The following is a 20,701-nucleotide window of genomic DNA, read 5'->3' on the forward strand; positions in this document are numbered from 1 at the left end:
GATTTAAATTATAATTTCTGTTCCCTTTATGAAAACGATTCCTCATTTTAATTTGTTTTTATCCTTTACGCAACCGTTTTCATAAATCTATTTTAATAAAAGCGTTTTCACTTTGCAATAGAAATTTATTTTTTTTCATAAAAAAAGATGCTCTAGGAGCATCCTTTTTTATTATGAAATGCGATAAACCCTTGTTTCATAGGGCTTTAACGTGATTGTAGTTACTGGTTCATGTTCCGCAACTTCGTAGTTATTTAAAAGCAAACGTTTGCGTTCTAGTGCGAATGAACCCTCATTATATACAGCTTCCTCTTTTGAGATATTACTAATTACAACGATTTTTTCATCGCTTAATGTACGAGTATATGCATAAATTTGCGGATCATCTTCTAAAAGTAAATCGTACGTACCGTAATTCAGTACATCGTGCTCTTTTTTCAAGGCAATCATTTTCTTATAGAAATTGAAAATAGAGTTTTCTTCATTTTTCTGCTTTTCAACATTAATCTCTTTGTAGTTTTGATTTATACTAAACCAAGGTGCACCTGTTGTGAAGCCAGCATTCATCTCATCGTTCCACTGCATAGGTGTACGTGAATTATCGCGGCAAGAAGCCCATATAATTTCCATCATATCTTGATGTGATACGCCCTCTGCAATTTTCTCACGATATAAATTTTTAGTTGCAACATCATCGTAATCTTCAACTTTTGGTAATTGGACATTTGTCATCCCAATTTCTTGCCCTTGATAAATAAACGGTGTACCATGCATAAAGAAGTACATTGCGCCTAGAGCCGTTGCACTTTCACGCCAATATTGTTTATCATCCCCCCAAGTTGAAACGATACGTGGTTTATCGTGATTCTCAATATATAAAGCATTCCACCCTTTATTTTCTAACCCTTTTTGCCATTTCGTTAATACCTTTTTCAGTCCTACAACATCAAGGTCTTTCTTCTTTTCAGCATCCCATAAGCTTAAATGTTCGAATTGGAATACCATATTGAACTTACCTTGCTCTTCTCCAACCCAAAGCTCAGCATCTTCAATCTTAACGCCATTTGCTTCACCAACAGTCATAATATCGTACTTAGAAAATGTATTTTCTTTTAACTCTTCTAATAACGGTTGAATACCATCCACATTCATATGTTTATCAAAAGATGGCACATACTTTAGTTCTTTTGGATTTGGCATATCTTTAAAGCCGTCTTCTTTTTTTATATGACTGATCGCATCCACACGGAAACCATCAATTCCTTTATCAAGCCACCAATTAACTGTGTCGTATAACACTTCGCGAACTTCTTTATTCTCCCAGTTTAAATCTGGTTGTTTACGCGAGAATAAGTGTAAATAATATTGTCCTGTTACTTCATCATATTCCCATGCCGAACCATTAAAAATACTTTCCCAGTTGTTTGGTTCCGCATCATCTTTACCATCATGCCAAATATACCAATCACGCTTCGGATTGTCTTTAGATGAACGAGACTCAATAAACCATGGATGTTCATCACTTGTATGATTAATAACTAAATCAATAATAAGCTTCATATCACGTTTATGAACTTCATCTAGTAAAGCATCAAAGTCTTCCATCGTACCAAACTCATCCATAATATCTTGATAATCACTAATGTCATAACCATTATCATCATTAGGTGACTTATACATTGGACAAATCCAAATTACATCTATTCCTAAATCTTTTAAATAATCCAGTTTCGCAATAATACCTTGTAAATCTCCAATACCATCGCCATTTGAATCCATAAAGCTACGTGGATAAATTTGATAAGCAACCGCTTCTTTCCACCATGTCTTATTCATAGTCATTCTCTCCTTTTGCATCTCATCATAATTTTATGCAAACGTTTTCGTAACACTATCATAACAAAATATGAATAGTTTGCAACTGTTTTCATTGAACTCTATGTAGTTTCTTTATTCTTATGCTTTATTTATTTCTCACAAAGGCAAATCTCATTCCTCAACTGCTCTTGTCCACGCACGTGAACGTCGTATACCATTTCGGTTAAGAAGCTTACATCATAGTTACGAAAATTTTTCTCTTTTGTATCCCACCTTTTCATACGTAAAAAGGGGATAAAATAAAAAATCATCCAATATGCCATTGCCTCGTAGCATGTCGGATGATTCAAGTTGATTTTCTATATCGTTTCAAATTATTGCTCCTACTCATAAACTTTTACTTACAGATTAATTTTATTTCGTATCATTTTCATGCAATGAATGTATTTTAATATTTGGAACTTCATCTTTTTCAATACCGCTACTATAAACAACAGGAATTTGAAATTCGACTTGCTTTGTCTCATGTTTTTGTAAATAGATTGGATTTGGTACTGGATAACTTTTTGAATCCTCATATAAAACAACTTTTAATGCTTGTGAATGATTACGATAATTTTTTAAAGTAACAATGCACTTTCGTTCGATATCCTCTCCATTTTTCTCCATTCTACACTGGCTATCATCTTTTTTATATTCTATTGCTTCTAAGCCTGTTTTTCCTGCGTAGTACCATGTTTTATTCAATGTCTGGAGGATGTTATTTAAAATAAACGGCATCATTAAAATCAAAATACTAATACCTACTACTTTTATCTTATTCATTTTTCTAAATGTACTAGGCTCCTTTTTTCCTAGCCATTTTAAAAATAATATAAATGCAATTACATGTAGTAAGAAAGAAACAATCAATATATTTGAAACTTTGTAATTCATATAAATATCCGTATGTATCGGAACCTTATAGAGACTAAATAGCTTTTCCCCTATTAATTCATTATCATTTGGAATTTTTAATAATAATAAAACCCCTATACTGTAAAAAATAGCTACTAATCGATCATACTCAATGCGAATCATTCCTTCTCCCCTTCACTTTGTTTTTATTATCGATTTTAGCCATTATTACTATACTATACAATCTTTTTATAGAGGATAACGTAAAAAAGTTCCTTATAAATATATAAAGAACCTTATTAATATACAATATGAATTAAAAAATCAATCTACAATTTTCACATAGAGATTTCCTCAAAATATGTTGGATTATGTATTGTAATTTTTTTATCTAGAATTGTAACAATACTATCATTTTTTAATTGTTTTAATACGCTACTAACCGTCTCTCGAGACGTACCAGATATTTTCGATATTTCAATTGTTGTAAGTGGGCAGGAAATTACAATCGTTTCGCCACTCTGTTCTCCTAAATCCTGCATTAAATAATTTAATGTTTGAATGACCCGATCTTGTGCATTAGGAATTGTAATATTTTGTACTCGATTTTCGTTTAGCTTTAATATCGATGATAATTGCTGAACAACATACATTAATTGTGTCCTACTAGATTTCACCATATCTTCAAAAATTACTGTCGGAATATAATAGACCTCTACATCTGTCATCGCTTCTGCCGTATAGTTATATCCTCTGTCTGTAAACATACCACCATAAGGAAAAATAGAATACCTCTTTACATAGTCATCATATAATAAATTCCCACTTTGATTTACCCGCTCTAACTTTACAAATCCATTTAACATGAAGTAAATTCTTTCTCTTGAATCCCCTTCTAAAAATAAAAATTGACCCTTTTTATAAGTTCGCCAATAGACAAACTCCGTCAAACCTTTCAATTTCTTTTCTGTTAAATGAGCAAATAATTCAAACTGCTTTAAGTCTTTAACTACGTTGCGTCTATTCATAAAATTCCCTCTCTCTTGCTGTATGTTGGATCGAAAAATCAAGAAAGCGTATTCAAGTTGAATTTTATCATAATTAACTTATATATTTGGATTTCATCATGAAAACTTTATGAACAATGAGTACAAAAAATATTAATAAATAAAAAGAATGAAGTTACTAACTTCATTCTTTTTACTAATAAGTAGCGTACATAATTACTTAAACATACATGCATACATTCTGTTTTGAAATAATAGTACCAGCTTTTTCTTCTAATGCTTCATATACTTTTTCTAAAGACGTAATAATTGTTTTTCGTTCTGGATTTGTATTAACAAAATTGATAGCAGCTTCAATTTTTGGAAGCATACTTCCCGCAGCAAATTGCTGTTCCTCAATGTATTCTTCTAATTGATTCACTGTGACATGCTCTAATTTTTTTTGATTCGGTTGATTATAATTTACATACACATGATCAACTGCAGTTAAAATAACGAGCGTATCGGCATCTACTAATTCTGCTAATTTCTGCGCAGCGAAATCTTTATCGATAACCGCTTCAGTTCCTTTTAGTCCTTCTTCAGAATCAATTACTGGAATTCCACCACCACCAACAGCTATCACTATATTTCCATCTTCCACCAAAGAATTAATCACTTTATGTTCATGAATACTTACAGGCTTCGGTGATGGAACAACACGTCTCCACCCTCTACCCGCATCTTCTTTAAACACTGCTTTTGTTTCTTCCATTAATCTTCTGGCCTCTTCTTCTGTATAAAAAGGACCGATTGGTTTAGTTGGATTTTTAAATGCCTCATCTTTTTTATCCACAACAACGCGTGTTATAACCGTTGCTACATCTTTTTTTATATTCCGTTTTTTCAATGCCTTTTCAATCGCATTTTCCATCCAATATCCAATCATTCCTTGGCTCATTGCCCCACAAGTATCTAATGGCATTGCAGGTGTCTTTTCCGTTTCTGCAGCTTTTTGCTGCAATAAAATATTCCCCACTTGTGGGCCATTTCCATGTGCAATTACTATATCTACATCATTTTCCATTATTTTTACAAGTTGTTCCGCCGTTTTTTCCAACGCTTCTTGCTGCGCTCCCGCAGTAGCTTTTCCAGACTGTATCGCATTTCCCCCTAGTGCAACTACAATTTTTCTTCGTGCCATATTTCAGCCCTCCAGTTTATTTCGTTTTCACAGAGCTTTATAAAGTAATGCTGCCTGTAATTAATCCATAAATCGCAAAAAATGCTAAAGCACCAATTGCTACGGATGACGCTAATTCCACTCGAGTAAATATTCGCTTCGAACTCTTTTGCTTTTGAACATTGTAAAAAATAAAAATACCTGGCGCATATAAAGTCATTGTTAATAATAGATACTCTAAACCAGCTGCATAAACTAACCAAACGCCATAAATACTTGCTATCAAGCCAATTACTATATTTTTATTTCGATCTACTTCCTCAGACTTTAAGCTATGCTTCAGTTGATAAAATGCTGAAAAAGCATATGGAATTAAAATAGCTGAAGATGCTAAAGAGAATGCAAAGTTATACGCCTGATCAGAAACGACGAATGTTAACAAGAACATTTGAATTAAACCATTTGTGATCCATAATGAATTTACTGGAGCTTTATTTTTATTTTCTTTTGCGAACCATTTTGGAAATACTCCATCTTTAGCCGCTAAATATGGAATTTCAGAAGCGAGCAAAGTCCAACCTAACCAAGCACCTAATACAGAGATGACTAAACCTAAATTAATAAAGATAGCACCCCATTTTCCAACAACACTTTCAAATAAATAAGCCATAGCCGGATTTTTCAAACCAGCAATATCTGCTTGCTGCATAAGTCCAAGAGACAATAATGTGATTAAAATGTAAATGATGAGTGTACCAATTAAGCCAATAACCGTTGCTTTCCCTACATCACTTCTATTTTTTGCCCGACTGGATAAAACAACAGCACCTTCTACCCCAATAAATACCCATAAAGTTACAAGCATTGTACTTTTAACTTGACTGCCAACTGCTCCCCATGAAAAAGAACCAGTTTGCCCCCAAAATCCATCTAAAAACATATCAATATGAAACGTGAAGATTCCTATGACAATAAATACAAATACAGGTACTAATTTTGCGATTGTAGTTACTAAATTCACAAGTGCTGCTGATTGAACTCCACGTAAAATTAACATGTGAACACACCATAATAATATGCTCGCACCAACAATGGACGCTACATTTTGCCCGCCTTCAAAGATCGGGAAGAAATACCCTAATGAAGAAAACAATAATGTGCCGTAAGCTACATTCCCAAGCCAAGCAGATAGCCAGTATCCCCACGCACTATTAAACCCCATAAAATTACCAAAACCTGCTTTTGCATAGCTAAAAATACCACCATCTAAATCTGGCCGTTTTACAGTTAGATTTTGAAAAGATAATCCAAGTGCAATCATCCCAATTCCTGTTATAACCCAGCCAATAATAATGGCTCCAGCTCCAGCACCTTTTGCCATATCACTCGCTAAATTAAAGGCTCCACCGCCAATCATAGACCCCACTACAAGAGCCGTTAATGTAAACAACCCTAGTTTCTTATCTTCACCCATTCCACTCACCTCTCTTTAATTGCAATAACAATACAAAAGCAATAGTGAATGATAGTGTCTAAAGGAGGAGAAAGAAGAAAGGAAGACTCCCTTTCTTCTTTACTCCATGTTTCCTAAAGTAGCTGCCATAACCGCTTTAATTGTATGCATTCTATTTTCAGCTTGATCAAATACTTTTGAATGTTTACTGCGGAATACTTCGTCAGTTACCTCCATTTCTTTCAACCCATATTTCTCATAAACTTCTTCGCCATACATTGTTTCGACATCATGAAATGCAGGTAAACAATGTAAGAAAATCACGTTTTCATTCCCTGTTTCTTTAATCATTTTCATATTTACTTGATAAGGTTTCAATAACTCGACACGTTCAGCAAATTTTTCTTCTTCTCCCATAGACACCCATACATCTGTATAAATTACATCTGCATTCGCAACAGCTTCTTCCACATTACTTGTTATCATTACCTGTTCATTATATTTTTTTGCTAAATCTATTACTTCTTGTGCAGGCCATAAAGTTTCCGGTGTACAAATACGTACATCCATTCCAACGATTGCGCCACCAACTAGTAAGCTATTAGCAACATTATTTCGTCCATCTCCAACGTAAACGAGCTTCACATTTTTCAATTTCCCTACATGTTCTCTAATTGTTAATAAATCTGCTAGTGTTTGTGTTGGATGCCACATATCTGTTAATCCATTCCAAACCGGCACACCAGAATTTTGTGCTAAAGATTCTACAGTTTCATGATTAAATCCACGAAACTCAATTCCGTCAAACATACGCCCTAATACTTTTGCTGTATCCTCTACAGATTCTTTTTTCCCAAGCTGAATATCACCTTTCCCTAAATATTCAGGATTCGCTCCTAAATCTGTACATGCTACTGTAAATGCACAACGCGTACGAGTGGAAGTTTTTTCAAATAAGAGTGCCACATTTTTACCTTCTAAATAATGATGCGGGATACCATTTTTCTTTTTCTCTTTTAATTCTGCTGCCAAATCTAGAAAATATAACAATTCTTCTTGTGTAAAATCTTTTTCTGCTAGAAAGCTTCTTCCTTTTAAATTTGGTCTAGTCATTAACATACTTCATCCCTACTTTCTCCGTTATTTATACTAAATATCTTTACGAACAATTGGCATACTCATGCAACGTGGACCCCCACGACCACGAGATAATTCCGAACTTAGCACCTCAATCACTTCTATACCGTGTTCCCGTAATAACGTATTAGATACATAGTTGCGATCATATGTAACAACTACACCTGGCGCGATTGCTAATGTATTCGAGCCATCATTCCATTGTTCACGAGCAGAAGCAATTACATCTCCTCCTCCACATGGAATAAGAACTAATTCACTTAAGCCTAATACTTCTTTTAATGTTTCCATTAAAGAAGTACGATGTGTAATTTTGAGGGTTTCCTCATCTGGTCCTTTTTCTAAAATATAAATATTCATATTCCCTTTTGGCCCTTGAATAGCTGGATGAATTGTAAACTTGTCATAATCAACCATTGTAAATACTGTATCTAAATGCATAAATGCCCGGCATTTTGGAATTTCTATTGCTAACACTTTCTTAATTTTATTTTGTCGACTAAAGAGATTTTTGGCTAAACGTTCAATTGCTTTAGCTGAAGTACGAGCAGATACTCCAATCGCAATTGTTTCTTCATTTAAAATTAGCTCGTCGCCACCTTCAATTGGAAATTTATAATCACGATCTAACCAGATTGGTACATTATGTTTTACAAATCTTGGATGATATTTAATGATGTACTCCATGAATAATGATTCACGTCTACGCGCTGGTTCTCTCATCTTATTTATCGTTAAGCCATCGCCCACACTAGCTGCTGGATCACGAGTAAAATATAAATTAGGCATTGGATCTAAGTAAAACGGATAGTGATCTTCCATTAATTCATATAAATGTGTCTTCTTACTTGTTTCAATTTCGTTTTTCCGTACACCACCCATAATTTTTTGAATTAATTCTTCATTTGAAAAGGAAAGTAAATATTCTTTTAAAGTTTGATGTGCAACATTTACGTCGGCCTGTCCTTCTTTTAAAATACGATCAACAAATTCTTCTCGAAGTTTTTTATCTACTAACGCCTCAGCGGCTAGTTTTTCTAAATAAAGAACTTCAACACCCCGATTGCGTAACGTTTGTGCAAAATAATCATGCTCTTTTTGAATAATTGGTAAGTATGGAATATCGTCAAATAATAATTGCTGCAAATAATCTGGTGTTAAGTTTTCCACTTCTTTACCAGGTCGTTTTAATAAAACCGTTTGTAACTCCCCAATTTCTGAAGTAACATGTATCGGATGCTTCATTTGTTGTACCTCCTTTTAAATATGTTTGATGTCTTACAAGTACATAATAAATGCTACACGCTTTCACCTTTGTGAAATCATCCACATTATCATTGTGAAATATTAAACAAGTTATTTTTTTAAAATCATATTAATTTGTATTTTTATAATAATCCATCCCGATTTTTTAATAAAAAATACATATATTACGCATATATGTTGAATATTTAACTTCCGTATTTACACAAAAATCCTGTTTTTAATAAAAATTAAAAACAGGATTTTGCATCTAAAGAATTAAATTTAATCTTTCTTCTAAAACCTCCCTATCTGATTTCGACTGAGAAATTATAAGGCATGTATCATTTCCACATATACATCCTATTTTTTCTTTCCAATCTAACTCATCAAACAAAACACCAATAACATGTGCATTTCCAGGTAATGTTTTAATAACCATTAATTGATCTACACAATCGATTTTCACAACAACCTCTCGTAATTTTTTCTTTAACTTTATATCAGTTTGTAAATGCTCTTCTGAGAAAATTTTATATATCATCAATCCTTCTTGAGAAGGTACCTTCGTTAAGTTTAACTCACGAATATCTCGAGAAACCGTAGCTTGTGTTACTAATACATCCTTTTTTGCTAACAATTCTACTAATCTTTCTTGTTTCTCTATTTCATACTCTTTTACAAATTGTTTAATTAATCGTTGTCTTTTTTCTTTTTTCATAAAAGACACCCCTTTTAATATTATAGCTCGCTATAATTTTCATCCGAAAGGGACAGAAAAGAATGTTGCGGAAACGTTCATAGTTTATATCTTTTAACTATAGATATTAAATCTAGCTAAAAAAGAGAAGAACAGTATTCTGTTCTTCTCTTTTACATTGAAAATCGTTCAATTGTTTGTTTCAAGTTCTCTGCTTGTTGCTCTAAATCCTTTAATAATTGATCAATTACTACCATATTTTTAGATTGTTGCAACGTCACACGCGCCACTTCTTGTGAACCAGCTGATGTTTCCTCAGCAATTGCTGCTACAGCCTTCGTCTGTGCACCTGTTTGATGAATGTGACTCACTTGTTCATTCATATAGCTACTAATTTGCTTCGTTGCATCCGCTACTTCCATAACACTTGATGACATTTCTTTTAAAATTAATTCGGTAGCTTCCCCACGTTTCGCCTCTTCTTTAGCTATTTTCACTTGTTCTGTCATTTTCGTTGCAACTTGTTGCACTTCCTCTTGCATATTTCGTAATAACTGCGATATATTTCTTGCAGAATGGTCACTTTCATCTGCAAGTTTACGTACTTCTTCAGCTACAACGGCAAAGCCCCGTCCATGCTCTCCAGCACGAGCAGCCTCAATAGAAGCATTAAGTGCTAATAAATTCGTTTGGCTAGCAATCTCACTCACAACAGATACAATGTGTTCTACTTGTTTCATTCTTTCCTCTAACTTCTGTACATTTTGCATTGAATCTTCATTTTCTTTCGCCAATGTTTGAATACCATGAATTAAAGACGTAAAGACACGAGTACTATGCCCCAAAGCTTGAACCATTTCTGAAGACAACTCATCAGATTGTTTCGCTTTCTCTTCTACTTCACTTGCAATAGAAGTTGTGGTATCAACAGCAGAAACAATTGCCTGAATGGACGCCGCTGATTGCTCAGCTCCAGAAGAAATCTCTGCAAGTGTTTCAGAAACACCTTGTGCTTGTTTCGTTGCTTCGCCTGTTTGTTTTCTAATTTGCTGTACTTGATTATTTGTATACGAAAATGTTGTATCAATATTTTTTACCATGCCCCTTAAGTTCCCTAGCATCATATTAAATGCAACACTTAAAGATTTAATTTCATCATCAGTCTTTGGTAATGGAACATCTTCACGAATATCTCCTTCAGCTGCTTTTCTCGCCGCCTCCTCTAACTTTCGAAGCGGTTTAATTAAAAATACCGCTGCTCCATATGCTAAAATTCCAGACCATACTACCCCTAATAACATAACGATAATATTATATGCAGTTTGACTTACATAACTTTGAAAATAATCATATATCACATAAATAAAAAATATACTTGTTGAATATGTAATTAAAGCTAAAACTGTAGTGAATAGCATAAGTTGTGTACGTAAGCCAAAGGAAAATGCCTTCCTTTCTTTTTCCATCTCTTCTTTCCCCCTTTTTATAAGTAATATAAGTACTACCTATATATTATTATCCATATTTTCCTTATAGAAGGATATAGGGATTTAAAAAATTATTATTTCCTTGAATATCAAATCCACTAAAAAAAATAAAGGATTCTGACAATTTGTGACTAATAACAGAAATAAGGGGCAACATTTGTAAAATATATTTTTGACTGGGGGTTTTGTATGATTCAGGTTCGAAATCTAGTAAAATCATTTGGCTCACTTGACGTTTTAAAAGGAATTGATTTAGAAGTACAAGAAAAAGAAGTTGTCGTTTTAATTGGTGCCAGTGGTTCCGGTAAAAGTACATTACTTCGCTGTCTTAACTTTTTAGAAATGTACGATGAAGGTGAAATTCACTTACAAGGGGAACGAATTGATCCAAAGCATTCAAATTTAAACAAAGTCCGCGAAAATGTCGGTATGGTTTTTCAGCACTTTAACCTCTTTCCTCATATGACCTCACTAGAAAACATCATAGAAGCACCTATTCATGTAAAAAAATTAGAAGCAGCAAATGCAAAAGAAATCGGAAATCAGCTTCTGCAAAAAGTCGGCCTACAAGATAAAGCAGATGTAACGCCCCATCTCCTATCAGGTGGTCAAAAACAGCGTATTGCTATTGCACGAGCTCTTGCTATGAATCCTAAAATTATGCTATTTGATGAACCTACCTCAGCTTTAGACCCTGAACTTGTTGGAGAAGTATTGCAAGTTATGAAAGAACTTGCTGAAGAAGGAATGACCATGGTTATTGTTACTCATGAAATGAATTTCGCAAGAGATGTAGCTGATCGCGTCATTTTTATGGATGATGGAAAAATTGTAGAAGATGCTCCGCCAGCACAATTCTTTTCAGCTCCATCACATGAACGAGCGAAACAATTTTTACGTAACGTTTTATAATATAACTTCTGTTTCAAACGAAAAGAAATACATTCATACGGTGCACAACTAATCATCTAAATAAAATATTTCAATAACATACTAAAAACCATCCGTATGATTAATATATAGGAGGGGTTTTATGAAAAGAAAACTATTAACCATTGTTGCGAGTATTACATTATGCACATCCTTTATACTAGGAGCCTGTAGTAAGGAAAGTGCTACTACTTCTTCAAATGGTGAAAAAGAATTTCGTTATGCGATGAGTGGCTTATATAAACCTTTTAACTATAAAGAAAATGACGGAAAACTTGTCGGTTTTGATGTAGAACTAGGTGAAGCACTTGCGAAAAAAATGAATATGAAACCAACCCCTATTACAAATCCATGGGAAACGCTAATCCAAGGTCTCAAAGCGAAAAAGTATGATGTAATACTAGGCAGTATGGCAATTACAGAAGAACGCTTAAAAGCTGTTAATTTCTCAAATCCTTATTATCGTTCTGGTGCCCAAATTTTTGTAGCTAAAAAGAATACATCTATCTCTTCTCCCGAAGATTTAAAGGGTAAGAAAATTGGTGTTGTAAAAGCTAGTACCTTTAAAGACCTCGTTGCAAAATATACAGATCAAATTACAGAATACGATAGCGATATTACTGCACTTATGGACTTAGAGCCTGGACGTATCGACGCAGTAATTACAGATCAAATGGTTGGTTTACGCATGATCAAAGAAGGTAAATCAAATATAAAAGAAGCTGGAAAACCACTAAACCTTGATGAAATGGGAATTGCTATTCGTAAAGATGATAAAGAAATGGTCGAGAAAGTAAATAAAGCTTTAGATGAAATTATTAAAGATGGTACGTATGAAAAGATCAGTAAAAAATGGTTTGGGCGTAATATTCTTGGTGAAGAGGAAAAAACGAAGTAATTTAGCCCTTCAAAGTTTCCATAAATCATGCCCCACTTTGTGTGGGGCATTTCATTCTCTACTAAAATCTATACAATATGAGGTGAAACGCATGTTTGAAATTTTTATCTCTACCTATCCCACACTCTTAAAAGCTACTATTGTCACATTACAATTAACACTAACATCCCTATTACTCGGTTCACTAATTGGATTACTATTCGCTTTCTTTCGAATCTCTAACAATAAAGTTTTAAATAGTATTGCTCACGTATATATCGCCATTATTCGTGGTACACCTTTAATTGTTCAAATCGCCATTCTCTATTTTGGGATTACATCCGTTGTTGTTTTTACTCCTTTTTGGGCAGGAGCCATTGCTTTAGCAATCCATAACGGTGCATATATTACTGAAATTTTTCGCGGCTCTATCCAATCTGTCGATCGTGGACAAATGGAAGCTGCTCGCTCTCTAGGGATGCCGTATTCTTTAGCAATGCGACGTATTGTATTACCGCAAGCATTTCGTCAATCTATTCCTCCTTTAGGAAATCAATTTATTATTGGATTAAAAGATTCTTCACTTGTTGCTTACGTAGGATTGTCCGAATTATGGGGGTCAGGTTTATCAATCGCTGCAGGGAACTTCCAACAATTAGATACATATATAATCGTTGGTTTATATTATCTCGTGCTCGTTCTCCTATTCACTTACCTTGTTAACCTTTTAGAAAAACGACTACAAAGAAAAGAAACTAACTCCGTCCAAGTCCATACAAAGAACAAAAAGGAAGTTTCTTTATAAGAAAAAGCAAGCCTGAGATGGCTTGCTTTTTCACTGCAACATATATCAATTTTTACTGATTTACTTTTTTAATACTCTCTTCTTCCTCTATATGTTCCTCACGATATGAAATATTATGAGGATCTAGTCCATTTCCTAAAGAACCATAGAAATGCTCTCTATGCGGATCCACTAATTCACTTCCTTGATAATACACACGTGGTGTATTCCATAGCGCTGCCAAAGCCTTTGTCATCGGCATCTCATGATAGCGTTCCGGCCACATTTCTTTAATTTTCTCTTTTACTAACGGGTAGTATTTAGAGCTCATAGCAGGGAACAAATGATGTTCTGTATGATATGAGAAATTGAAATGTAAAACGTCTACCCAGCGCGGCACTGTTACTGACAAACAGTTTGCTAACGGATCATTTACTGGAACAATTGGATTTAAGCGGTGATTTGTTGCGATATATGCCATTACAATAAAGTTAGCAATTAACAACGGAATGACATATGCAAATAACCATTTTCCAGGTCCCATAATAAACAATAAACTAATCCAAACTGTCCAAGGCAAAAGAAGTTGAAGCCATACAGATTTTTGATTGGATGACTTGAACTCTTTTATAAAATGAAAGAACATTCGAGTCGAATGCAATGTAAATTGAATGGTTAGTGACAGAAAACTAAAGAATGAACGTACATGAAGAGGCATGCGATATACCCAGCTCAAAAACTTACTCTTTTTAAGCTTCTCAAGTGTAGGCCATGCATCTGGATCATTCTCTTCATGTTGTGTATGAACATGATGCGTTGCATTATGCCACTTTCTCCAAAGCTTTGGCCCTGTTGATAATGGCATAAATGCAATCGCGCCTAAGAAGTCACGAAGCCATGCCTTTCTTACAACAGTTCCATGTAAAATTTCATGCCCTAAAAATCCTAGTGAAGCAAAACATAATCCAAGAACAATCGCAATTCCTAGATTCGCCCACACATTCAATTCAAATACACCAATCGATATTAACCCCGCCAATGCCACAAGGAAATAAGCCAGTCCACCAAATAAACGAGTAGGCACTGGTTTAAATGCTTTTTTCGGCAAATGTGGTGATACACGTGCTGCATACCACCCAAACGTATGAAGCTCCTTCATCCTTTTGCTCCTTTCTTATGCCGCGCCTTGCGCAACTTACATATATCAGTTCTTGCTTCCAGATTGATTTTACTAGGTGATTAAAAAGCATCTATTATAAGGAAAATATACTCACTCTATCGTCACTTATTTTTCGCTTTTATTATCAATGAAAAACATTTATCTTTTTACTCTCTATCAACCTTTCCACATGATGAATCATATCAATAGAATTTCCACATTGTCAACAACTTTTATGACCTAGTAATAAAAGTTGATTATATTTTTATAATTATACTTTATTCCACTAAAGAAAAAACATAGATTTTATAAGGTTTCATTCATTATACATATACGTACTTTGCCATGCTATAGACTCTATCTTATTCAAGAACTCTCTGTTTAAACAACAAATATACTCATCTAAATCTAGCTTTACACAACTCCTATCTCTTCATACCGATAACGCCCAATAATTATATTAAAATAATTTTATCTTTCTTTTAAATAAAGTGAAACTTTAATCAGTGGGGGGCTTCATCTCCCACTGATTATTAGCCCTCACCAATCGGACTTTAATGGGTAGCCTGCCCCCCACCTAACTTCTTCACTCTCGCTGAATTTTGAGGTGGGGGTCTTACTACCCATTAAAGTGGGATAAAAATAGCCTACCTCTAAAACAACACACATGAATTTCATATCATATGGAAATATTAAAAGGAAAATTGTTCTAAATCAGGAGGTTTCCTTAATGACAAGCGATACGTTTCCACAATTCCCATCATCTTATTGGATTGAATCTACCCAAATCCCAACTTTTCCCCCTTTATCTGAAAATATAAAGACAAAAGTTGCTGTTATCGGTGCTGGTATTACAGGTATTACTACTGCCTATTTACTTGCAAAAGAAGGCATCGATGTTGTGTTAATTGATTCTGGGCTTATTTTAAACGGGACGACTGGGCATACAACAGCAAAGGTAACAGCTCAACATGATTTAATTTATGATGAATTCATAAATCATTTCGGTTTGGCAAAAGCCAGGCTTTACTATGAAGCAAATAATCATGCTCTACAATTTATTAATGAAACTGTGCAAACATATAAAATCGACTGTAATTTCTCAAATGAAGATTCATATTTATATACAACTACCGATAAGGGATTAAGAAATTTATCGAAAGAATATGAAGCCTATCAAAAATTAAATATACCTTGTGACTATGTTCAATCTCTATCGATTCCAATTCCAGTACAATCTGCACTTGTCATGAAAAATCAAGCACAATTCCATCCCCTTCTTTATTTGAAAACACTTTTAGAAAAGTTTGTGGAGTTGGGCGGAAAAGTTTATGAACAAACTACAGCTATTGATGTAGAAAAGGGTGATTATCCACAAGTCATTACAAAAGGCGGACATCGCATCACTTGTGAATATATTGTCTCTTGTTCACATTTTCCTTTTTATGATGCGAATAGCTTTTTCTTTACGCGAATGTACGCAGAACGCTCTTATGCTCTTGCTATTAAAGCAAAAACAGATTATCCAGGTGGCATGTATTTAAGTATTGATGACCCAAAACGCTCCTTACGTTACACAACAAACAATGGGGAAAAATTAATTTTAATTGGCGGAGAAAGTCATAAAACAGGACAAGGAATAAACACGATGCTTCATTACGAAGCACTTTATTCTTTTGCGGAAGCAACGTTTGGAATAGATGAAGTTCCTTATAGATGGTCAACACAAGATTTAATCACGCTAGATAAGCTCCCTTATATTGGACATATTAACGAGAGCAATCCAAATATATTTGTTGCAACTGGATATCGTAAATGGGGAATGACAACTGGAACTGCTGCCGCTCATTTACTGAAGGATTCCATTCTAAAAGTAGACAGTCCATATAAAGAACTGTATGCACCATCACGCTTCCATGCAAATCCAGATATAAAAACGTTCCTCTCCCAAAACCTTGATGTTGCGAAACATTTAATTGAAGGAAAGATTGAAACTGTATTACGTAAACCAGAAGACCTCGAAGTTGGTGAAGGATCTGTCGTACATGTTAACGGGAAACGAGCAGGTGCTTATAAGGACAAAGATGGAAAATTACATATTGTCGATACAACTTGTACACATCTCGGCTGCGAAGTTGAATGGAATAATGGAGATTGTACTTGGGACTGTCCTTGCCACGGTTCACGCTTTTCAATTGAGGGAGATGTTATTGAAGGTCCGGCAGATCAACCGTTAAAACGAGTTGATAATGAGTAAATAAATAAAGAAGTTCAACAGGATTTCTGTTGAACTTCTTTATTTGTTATAAAACCTTTTCATATAAATCCCGATACAAGAAGGAAAATATTAACACCAAATAAAATAATATACTCAGCTACAAATTAAAAGGGGTGAATACTATGCAACCTTCAGCTCCACCTCATCTAGAACCTACAAAAACTATCTTTTCAAACTCTATTACAAAACTTGTTGTTTTTATTTGTTGGCTAGCCATTCTAGCTGACGGCTATGATTTAGGTATTTACGGTGCCGTTCTGCCAAAGCTCCTAGAAGATAAGAGCTGGGCACTTTCACCAGCTCACGCTGGTACAATTGCAAGCTATGCTTTATTTGGAATGTTTATTGGCGCTATTCTAGTTGGAACCATTACAGATCTAATCGGTCGAAAATGGACGCTTATATGCTGTTTAGCACTTTTTTCTATTACAATGGGCCTAGCTGCTATCGCTCCTTCTCCTGAATTATTTGGGATATGGCGATTTATTGGAGGGATCGGATTAGGGGGTGTTATTCCAACAGCTTCCGCACTTACTGTTGAATATTCACCAAAAAAGCGACAATCTTTTATTTACGCTCTTATGTTTACTGGCTATCCTTTAGGTATCGTGTTAGGCGCTATTTTGTCCATGTTTATGTTAGAAGACTTCGGATGGAGAATTATGTTTGGCATCGGAATGATTCCACTACTCCTCATTCCTTTCATTATTCGTTATTTACCTGAATCCATTCAATTTTTGTTATCACGTAACCGCCAAGAAGAAGTGGATAAAATTCTTAATCGTTTTCAAATTGAATTCCATGCAAAAGAGAAAACTCATCAACCCCCATCTAATATACGAAAGAAAAATGGATTTCTTACTTTATTCTCAAAAGAATACATAAAAGCAACGCTGCTTTTTTGGATCACTTATATAATGGGGATGTTTTTAATATACGGTTTAAATACTTGGTTGCCTCAGATGATGCGACAGGCAGGATATCCTCTTGGATCTAGTTTATCATTTCTACTTATGCTAAATATTACCGCCGCTATCGGTGCATTATTTGCTGGAGCAATCGCAGATCGTATAGGAGCCAAAATTGTTATTAGCATCTCCTATCTTCTGGCAGCTGTATGTATTGGACTATTAACAATTAAACCATCTGTTACAATCATTTATCTTTTAATTGGTCTTGCTGGAATTGGATCGGTCGGTATTACTCAAATATTAAATGCATATGTGACACAATACTTCCCATCCCATATCCGAGCTACTTCCTTAGGCTGGGGACTTGGACTTGGCCGAGTTGGTGCGATTGCTGGCCCTATTCTTGTCGGTATTATTATGACAATGCAATATGACTTAGTATGGAATTTTTACTTATTCTCATTTGCAGGTCTTCTCGCGGCTATATCTGTTTTCTTTATTCCTACAAAATAAAAAGAGCACAAACTTTGAAGTGACCCCTAAAAGTTAGACACGGTTATTTCATTAGGCAGCTTGATAAAAGTGAGTCCGGTATTGTACCGGGCTCATTTTTAATTTTGCCTTAATCCGTTTCGTATTATAATAATCTATATATTTTTCTAATTCTATTTTAAAATGATCTACACTTTCAAACTCTTTTATGTAGAGGAACTCCGACTTCATAATCCCAAAGAAATTCTCTATTACTGCGTTGTCGTAACAGTTTCCTTTTCGAGACATACTCTGTACGATCCCCCTTGATTCAAGTGTACGGACGTATTGTCTCATTTGATAATGCCATCCTTGATCCGGATGCATTAATAGTTGATGGTTTTCAGGTAAACGTTTTAATGCATTCTCTAACATCTCTGAAACAAGTGAATATGTCGGTCTAGAACCGATTGTATAGGTAATAATTTCACCATTATATAAGTCTAATACAGGTGATACATACAGTCTCTCTCCAAACAATTTAAACTCTGTGATGTCCGTTACCCATTTTTGATTCGGGACATCTGTATAAAAATTACGCTCTAAAATATTAGGTGCAATTTTACCGACTTTCCCTTTATAGGATTTATATTTCTTCATACGCACAACACACTTTAATCCAAGCTCTTTCATAATGCGCTGAATCTTCTTGTGATTCACTTTTTGGCCACGATTCGTTAACTCATCACGAATGCGACGGTAGCCATAACGACCTTCATTTTCCTCATAAATTGCTTTAATTTCAGCTTTCAAATCGGCATCTTGATCCGGACGATTCATTTTCTTTACTAAATCATAATACGTACTCCGTGGAATACCAGCTAGCTCCACGAGTGCCTTCACCGAATATTTATGCCTTAATTCATAGACTACTTGTGCCTTGTCTTGTTTCGTGATTTTTCCTTGTTTTGAACTAAGGCATTCAACTTTTTTAAGTACTCATTTTCCATTTCAAGCTGTTGAATACGTGCTTCAAGTGCTTCGACTGACCCTTCAGCTAAAGCTTGTTTTACTTGTTTATTTGAATCTTTTTTCATGGATGGACGCCCCTTTTTTCTTAGATTGAAGGGCATCAATTCCTTGTGTTTCGAGCTGTTTTTTCCAAACAGAAATCGTTGAAGGGGCAGGAATGTTAAAGATAGCTGCCGTCTCAAATAAGGACATACCGTTTTCAATCATAAAGTTTAGTACGTCTAGTTTAAATTGTTGTGTGTAATTTGTACATCGTTTTAGAAAAGCTTCCATACCATTCTGTTTATATTGGTTTACCCAATTCAAAATAATTGTGTCACTTATACCAATCGATTTACCCATTTCTCGATAACTTTCATTTCCGTTCAAATAACGTAGAACGATTTGGATTTTTTCATCAGCTGTAAATTTAGCCATAGAAAAACTGCACCTCCAATTGTTAGACTGTGTCTAACAATTGGGGTGCAGTTCAACTTACTTGTGCTCTTTTTCATATCCCGCAAACAACATATCTCGAAACAATGTATTTAAAATCTCAATATCGATCCCTGATCCCTTTTCAATTCCTTTTACGTATTGCTGATAGTAATGAATTTGTTCTTCTAAAAATTGATTCAACACCTCAATTTTTAATCCAACATCTAATTCAGTACCTGCCTTTTTCTTTATTAACAACTGTTCAATTTCATCTAATACGCTACGCTCCAATGATAATTCTGTAATTAATCGATCGAATTCTACAGGAGGCAAAGTTGTTTTCTCCTCTAGCCACTTACAAGCCAAAATAGGACGCAATACATAAAAGTACTTTTTTAACTTTACATTCTCACCTTGCAAAAATTCACGATAATTTTTTGAAGCCATATGTAAGTAATGATATATCGTTGCTTTTGGATCAAAATTCTTTTCACTCATTTGCTGAAGCTGTTCTGGAAAATTAGAGTTTTTCGAATAAAAAATGGGGGATCGAATCCATTCGAGTAAAGCTGGGTTTGACTTTGCAAATAGTTGTAACGCTTTTTTAATATCCCATCCGCTTATATCTAAATCATCACTAATCGGATACTCAATTACATCTCGTTTATCATGAATGGATAAATACCATTCTACCGGGTGCATATAAACGAATCTAACATCATAATCACTATCTTTTGATGGAAATCCCCATGCACGACTCCCTGACTCCACAGCGAATAAAATTTTCACATCATTTTCTTTCTCAATTCGTTCTAACTCCAACTTAATTTTCTCTCTCATTTCATACCCTCTCCATTTTTTGATTATTTCCTTGGAAATTCGACAAATATATTACTAAGTTTACTACATACTAAAATAGCTGTCAGAAAATTTCCGACA

General features: G+C 34.5%; 16 protein-coding genes and 1 pseudogene. 5 read left to right on the forward strand and 12 right to left on the reverse strand.

Translation table 11 applies throughout. The annotated features are described in order from the left end of the window. Positions 1-171 precede the first annotated feature (171 nt). The 9 genes from MR070_RS18210 to MR070_RS18250 form a co-directional block, all read right to left on the reverse strand. Complete coding sequence (locus MR070_RS18210; RefSeq protein WP_242261749.1) at positions 172-1,836, reverse strand: glycoside hydrolase family 13 protein; 1,665 nt, start codon at positions 1,834-1,836, stop codon at positions 172-174. 396 nt (positions 1,837-2,232) lie between these two features. Next, positions 2,233-2,898 (reverse strand): ABC transporter permease, encoded by a 666-nt coding sequence (locus tag MR070_RS18215; protein WP_242261750.1) that lies wholly within the window; start codon positions 2,896-2,898, stop codon positions 2,233-2,235. A 155-nt stretch (positions 2,899-3,053) separates the two neighbouring features. Continuing rightward, entirely contained in the window at positions 3,054-3,743 is a 690-nt protein-coding gene (locus MR070_RS18220; protein WP_242261751.1) for a Crp/Fnr family transcriptional regulator, read from the reverse strand. 199 nt (positions 3,744-3,942) lie between these two features. Beyond that, positions 3,943-4,905, reverse strand: coding sequence for a carbamate kinase (gene arcC / locus MR070_RS18225; RefSeq protein WP_070805138.1), 963 nt, complete (start codon positions 4,903-4,905; stop codon positions 3,943-3,945). A gap of 37 nt (positions 4,906-4,942) precedes the next feature. Continuing rightward, positions 4,943-6,358, reverse strand: a complete 1,416-nt coding sequence (gene arcD, locus MR070_RS18230; protein ID WP_242261752.1) for an arginine-ornithine antiporter — start codon at positions 6,356-6,358, stop codon at positions 4,943-4,945. A 99-nt stretch (positions 6,359-6,457) separates the two neighbouring features. Further along, positions 6,458-7,456, reverse strand: a complete 999-nt coding sequence (gene argF / locus MR070_RS18235; protein ID WP_070805136.1) for an ornithine carbamoyltransferase — start codon at positions 7,454-7,456, stop codon at positions 6,458-6,460. Between the two features lie 30 nt (positions 7,457-7,486). After that, on the reverse strand, positions 7,487-8,719 hold the full coding sequence (gene arcA, locus MR070_RS18240) for an arginine deiminase (protein WP_070805135.1): 1,233 nt from the start codon (positions 8,717-8,719) through the stop codon (positions 7,487-7,489). A 268-nt stretch (positions 8,720-8,987) separates the two neighbouring features. Further along, positions 8,988-9,437 (reverse strand): arginine repressor, encoded by a 450-nt coding sequence (gene argR / locus MR070_RS18245; RefSeq protein WP_000711841.1) that lies wholly within the window; start codon positions 9,435-9,437, stop codon positions 8,988-8,990. Positions 9,438-9,589: 152 nt separating this feature from the next. Then, complete coding sequence (locus MR070_RS18250; protein WP_242261753.1) at positions 9,590-10,882, reverse strand: methyl-accepting chemotaxis protein; 1,293 nt, start codon at positions 10,880-10,882, stop codon at positions 9,590-9,592. A 210-nt stretch (positions 10,883-11,092) separates the two neighbouring features. Between MR070_RS18250 and MR070_RS18255 the strand changes: the two genes are divergently transcribed. From MR070_RS18255 to MR070_RS18265, 3 genes are all read left to right on the forward strand, one after another. Beyond that, complete coding sequence (locus tag MR070_RS18255) at positions 11,093-11,815, forward strand: amino acid ABC transporter ATP-binding protein (RefSeq protein ID WP_000616944.1); 723 nt, start codon at positions 11,093-11,095, stop codon at positions 11,813-11,815. A gap of 121 nt (positions 11,816-11,936) precedes the next feature. Further along, the gene (locus tag MR070_RS18260) at positions 11,937-12,731 is read left to right on the forward strand and encodes an ABC transporter substrate-binding protein (RefSeq protein ID WP_000823738.1); all 795 of its coding nucleotides are present in this window, start codon (positions 11,937-11,939) and stop codon (positions 12,729-12,731) included. 91 nt (positions 12,732-12,822) lie between these two features. Next, the gene (locus tag MR070_RS18265; RefSeq protein ID WP_070805131.1) at positions 12,823-13,515 is read left to right on the forward strand and encodes an amino acid ABC transporter permease; all 693 of its coding nucleotides are present in this window, start codon (positions 12,823-12,825) and stop codon (positions 13,513-13,515) included. A gap of 52 nt (positions 13,516-13,567) precedes the next feature. Here MR070_RS18265 and desB read toward each other — a convergent pair whose 3' ends face one another. After that, positions 13,568-14,653, reverse strand: coding sequence for a Delta(10) desaturase DesB (desB, locus tag MR070_RS18270; RefSeq protein WP_242261754.1), 1,086 nt, complete (start codon positions 14,651-14,653; stop codon positions 13,568-13,570). A 730-nt stretch (positions 14,654-15,383) separates the two neighbouring features. Between desB and MR070_RS18275 the strand changes: the two genes are divergently transcribed. Together MR070_RS18275 and MR070_RS18280 are read left to right on the forward strand one after the other, a co-directional pair. Beyond that, positions 15,384-16,910 carry an FAD-dependent oxidoreductase gene (locus MR070_RS18275; protein WP_242261755.1) on the forward strand — a complete coding sequence of 509 codons (1,527 nt, stop codon included), beginning with the start codon at positions 15,384-15,386 and terminating at the stop codon, positions 16,908-16,910. A gap of 143 nt (positions 16,911-17,053) precedes the next feature. Next, entirely contained in the window at positions 17,054-18,355 is a 1,302-nt protein-coding gene (locus tag MR070_RS18280; protein WP_242261756.1) for an MFS transporter, read from the forward strand. A 51-nt stretch (positions 18,356-18,406) separates the two neighbouring features. Here MR070_RS18280 and MR070_RS18285 read toward each other — a convergent pair. Beyond that, positions 18,407-19,762, reverse strand: a pseudogene (locus MR070_RS18285) (IS3 family transposase). 57 nt (positions 19,763-19,819) lie between these two features. Beyond that, a complete protein-coding gene (locus MR070_RS18290) occupies positions 19,820-20,602 on the reverse strand; it encodes a nucleotidyltransferase domain-containing protein (RefSeq protein WP_242261757.1) in 783 nt (260 codons plus the stop codon). Positions 20,603-20,701 lie beyond the last annotated feature (99 nt).

Source organism: Bacillus cereus group sp. BfR-BA-01453, assembly GCF_022662915.1.
Lineage (GTDB): Bacteria > Bacillota > Bacilli > Bacillales > Bacillaceae_G > Bacillus_A > Bacillus_A paranthracis.

Coding starts and splice junctions, on each gene's coding strand:
- MR070_RS18210 (WP_242261749.1), bottom strand. CDS start 1,836: ATGAATAAGACATGGTGGAAAGAAGCGGTTGCTTATCAAATTTATCCA.
- MR070_RS18215 (WP_242261750.1), bottom strand. CDS start 2,898: ATGATTCGCATTGAGTATGATCGATTAGTAGCTATTTTTTACAGTATA.
- MR070_RS18220 (WP_242261751.1), bottom strand. CDS start 3,743: ATGAATAGACGCAACGTAGTTAAAGACTTAAAGCAGTTTGAATTATTT.
- arcC (WP_070805138.1), bottom strand. CDS start 4,905: ATGGCACGAAGAAAAATTGTAGTTGCACTAGGGGGAAATGCGATACAG.
- arcD (WP_242261752.1), bottom strand. CDS start 6,358: ATGGGTGAAGATAAGAAACTAGGGTTGTTTACATTAACGGCTCTTGTA.
- argF (WP_070805136.1), bottom strand. CDS start 7,456: ATGTTAATGACTAGACCAAATTTAAAAGGAAGAAGCTTTCTAGCAGAA.
- arcA (WP_070805135.1), bottom strand. CDS start 8,719: ATGAAGCATCCGATACATGTTACTTCAGAAATTGGGGAGTTACAAACG.
- argR (WP_000711841.1), bottom strand. CDS start 9,437: ATGAAAAAAGAAAAAAGACAACGATTAATTAAACAATTTGTAAAAGAG.
- MR070_RS18250 (WP_242261753.1), bottom strand. CDS start 10,882: ATGGAAAAAGAAAGGAAGGCATTTTCCTTTGGCTTACGTACACAACTT.
- MR070_RS18255 (WP_000616944.1), top strand. CDS start 11,093: ATGATTCAGGTTCGAAATCTAGTAAAATCATTTGGCTCACTTGACGTT.
- MR070_RS18260 (WP_000823738.1), top strand. CDS start 11,937: ATGAAAAGAAAACTATTAACCATTGTTGCGAGTATTACATTATGCACA.
- MR070_RS18265 (WP_070805131.1), top strand. CDS start 12,823: ATGTTTGAAATTTTTATCTCTACCTATCCCACACTCTTAAAAGCTACT.
- desB (WP_242261754.1), bottom strand. CDS start 14,653: ATGAAGGAGCTTCATACGTTTGGGTGGTATGCAGCACGTGTATCACCA.
- MR070_RS18275 (WP_242261755.1), top strand. CDS start 15,384: ATGACAAGCGATACGTTTCCACAATTCCCATCATCTTATTGGATTGAA.
- MR070_RS18280 (WP_242261756.1), top strand. CDS start 17,054: ATGCAACCTTCAGCTCCACCTCATCTAGAACCTACAAAAACTATCTTT.
- MR070_RS18290 (WP_242261757.1), bottom strand. CDS start 20,602: ATGAGAGAGAAAATTAAGTTGGAGTTAGAACGAATTGAGAAAGAAAAT.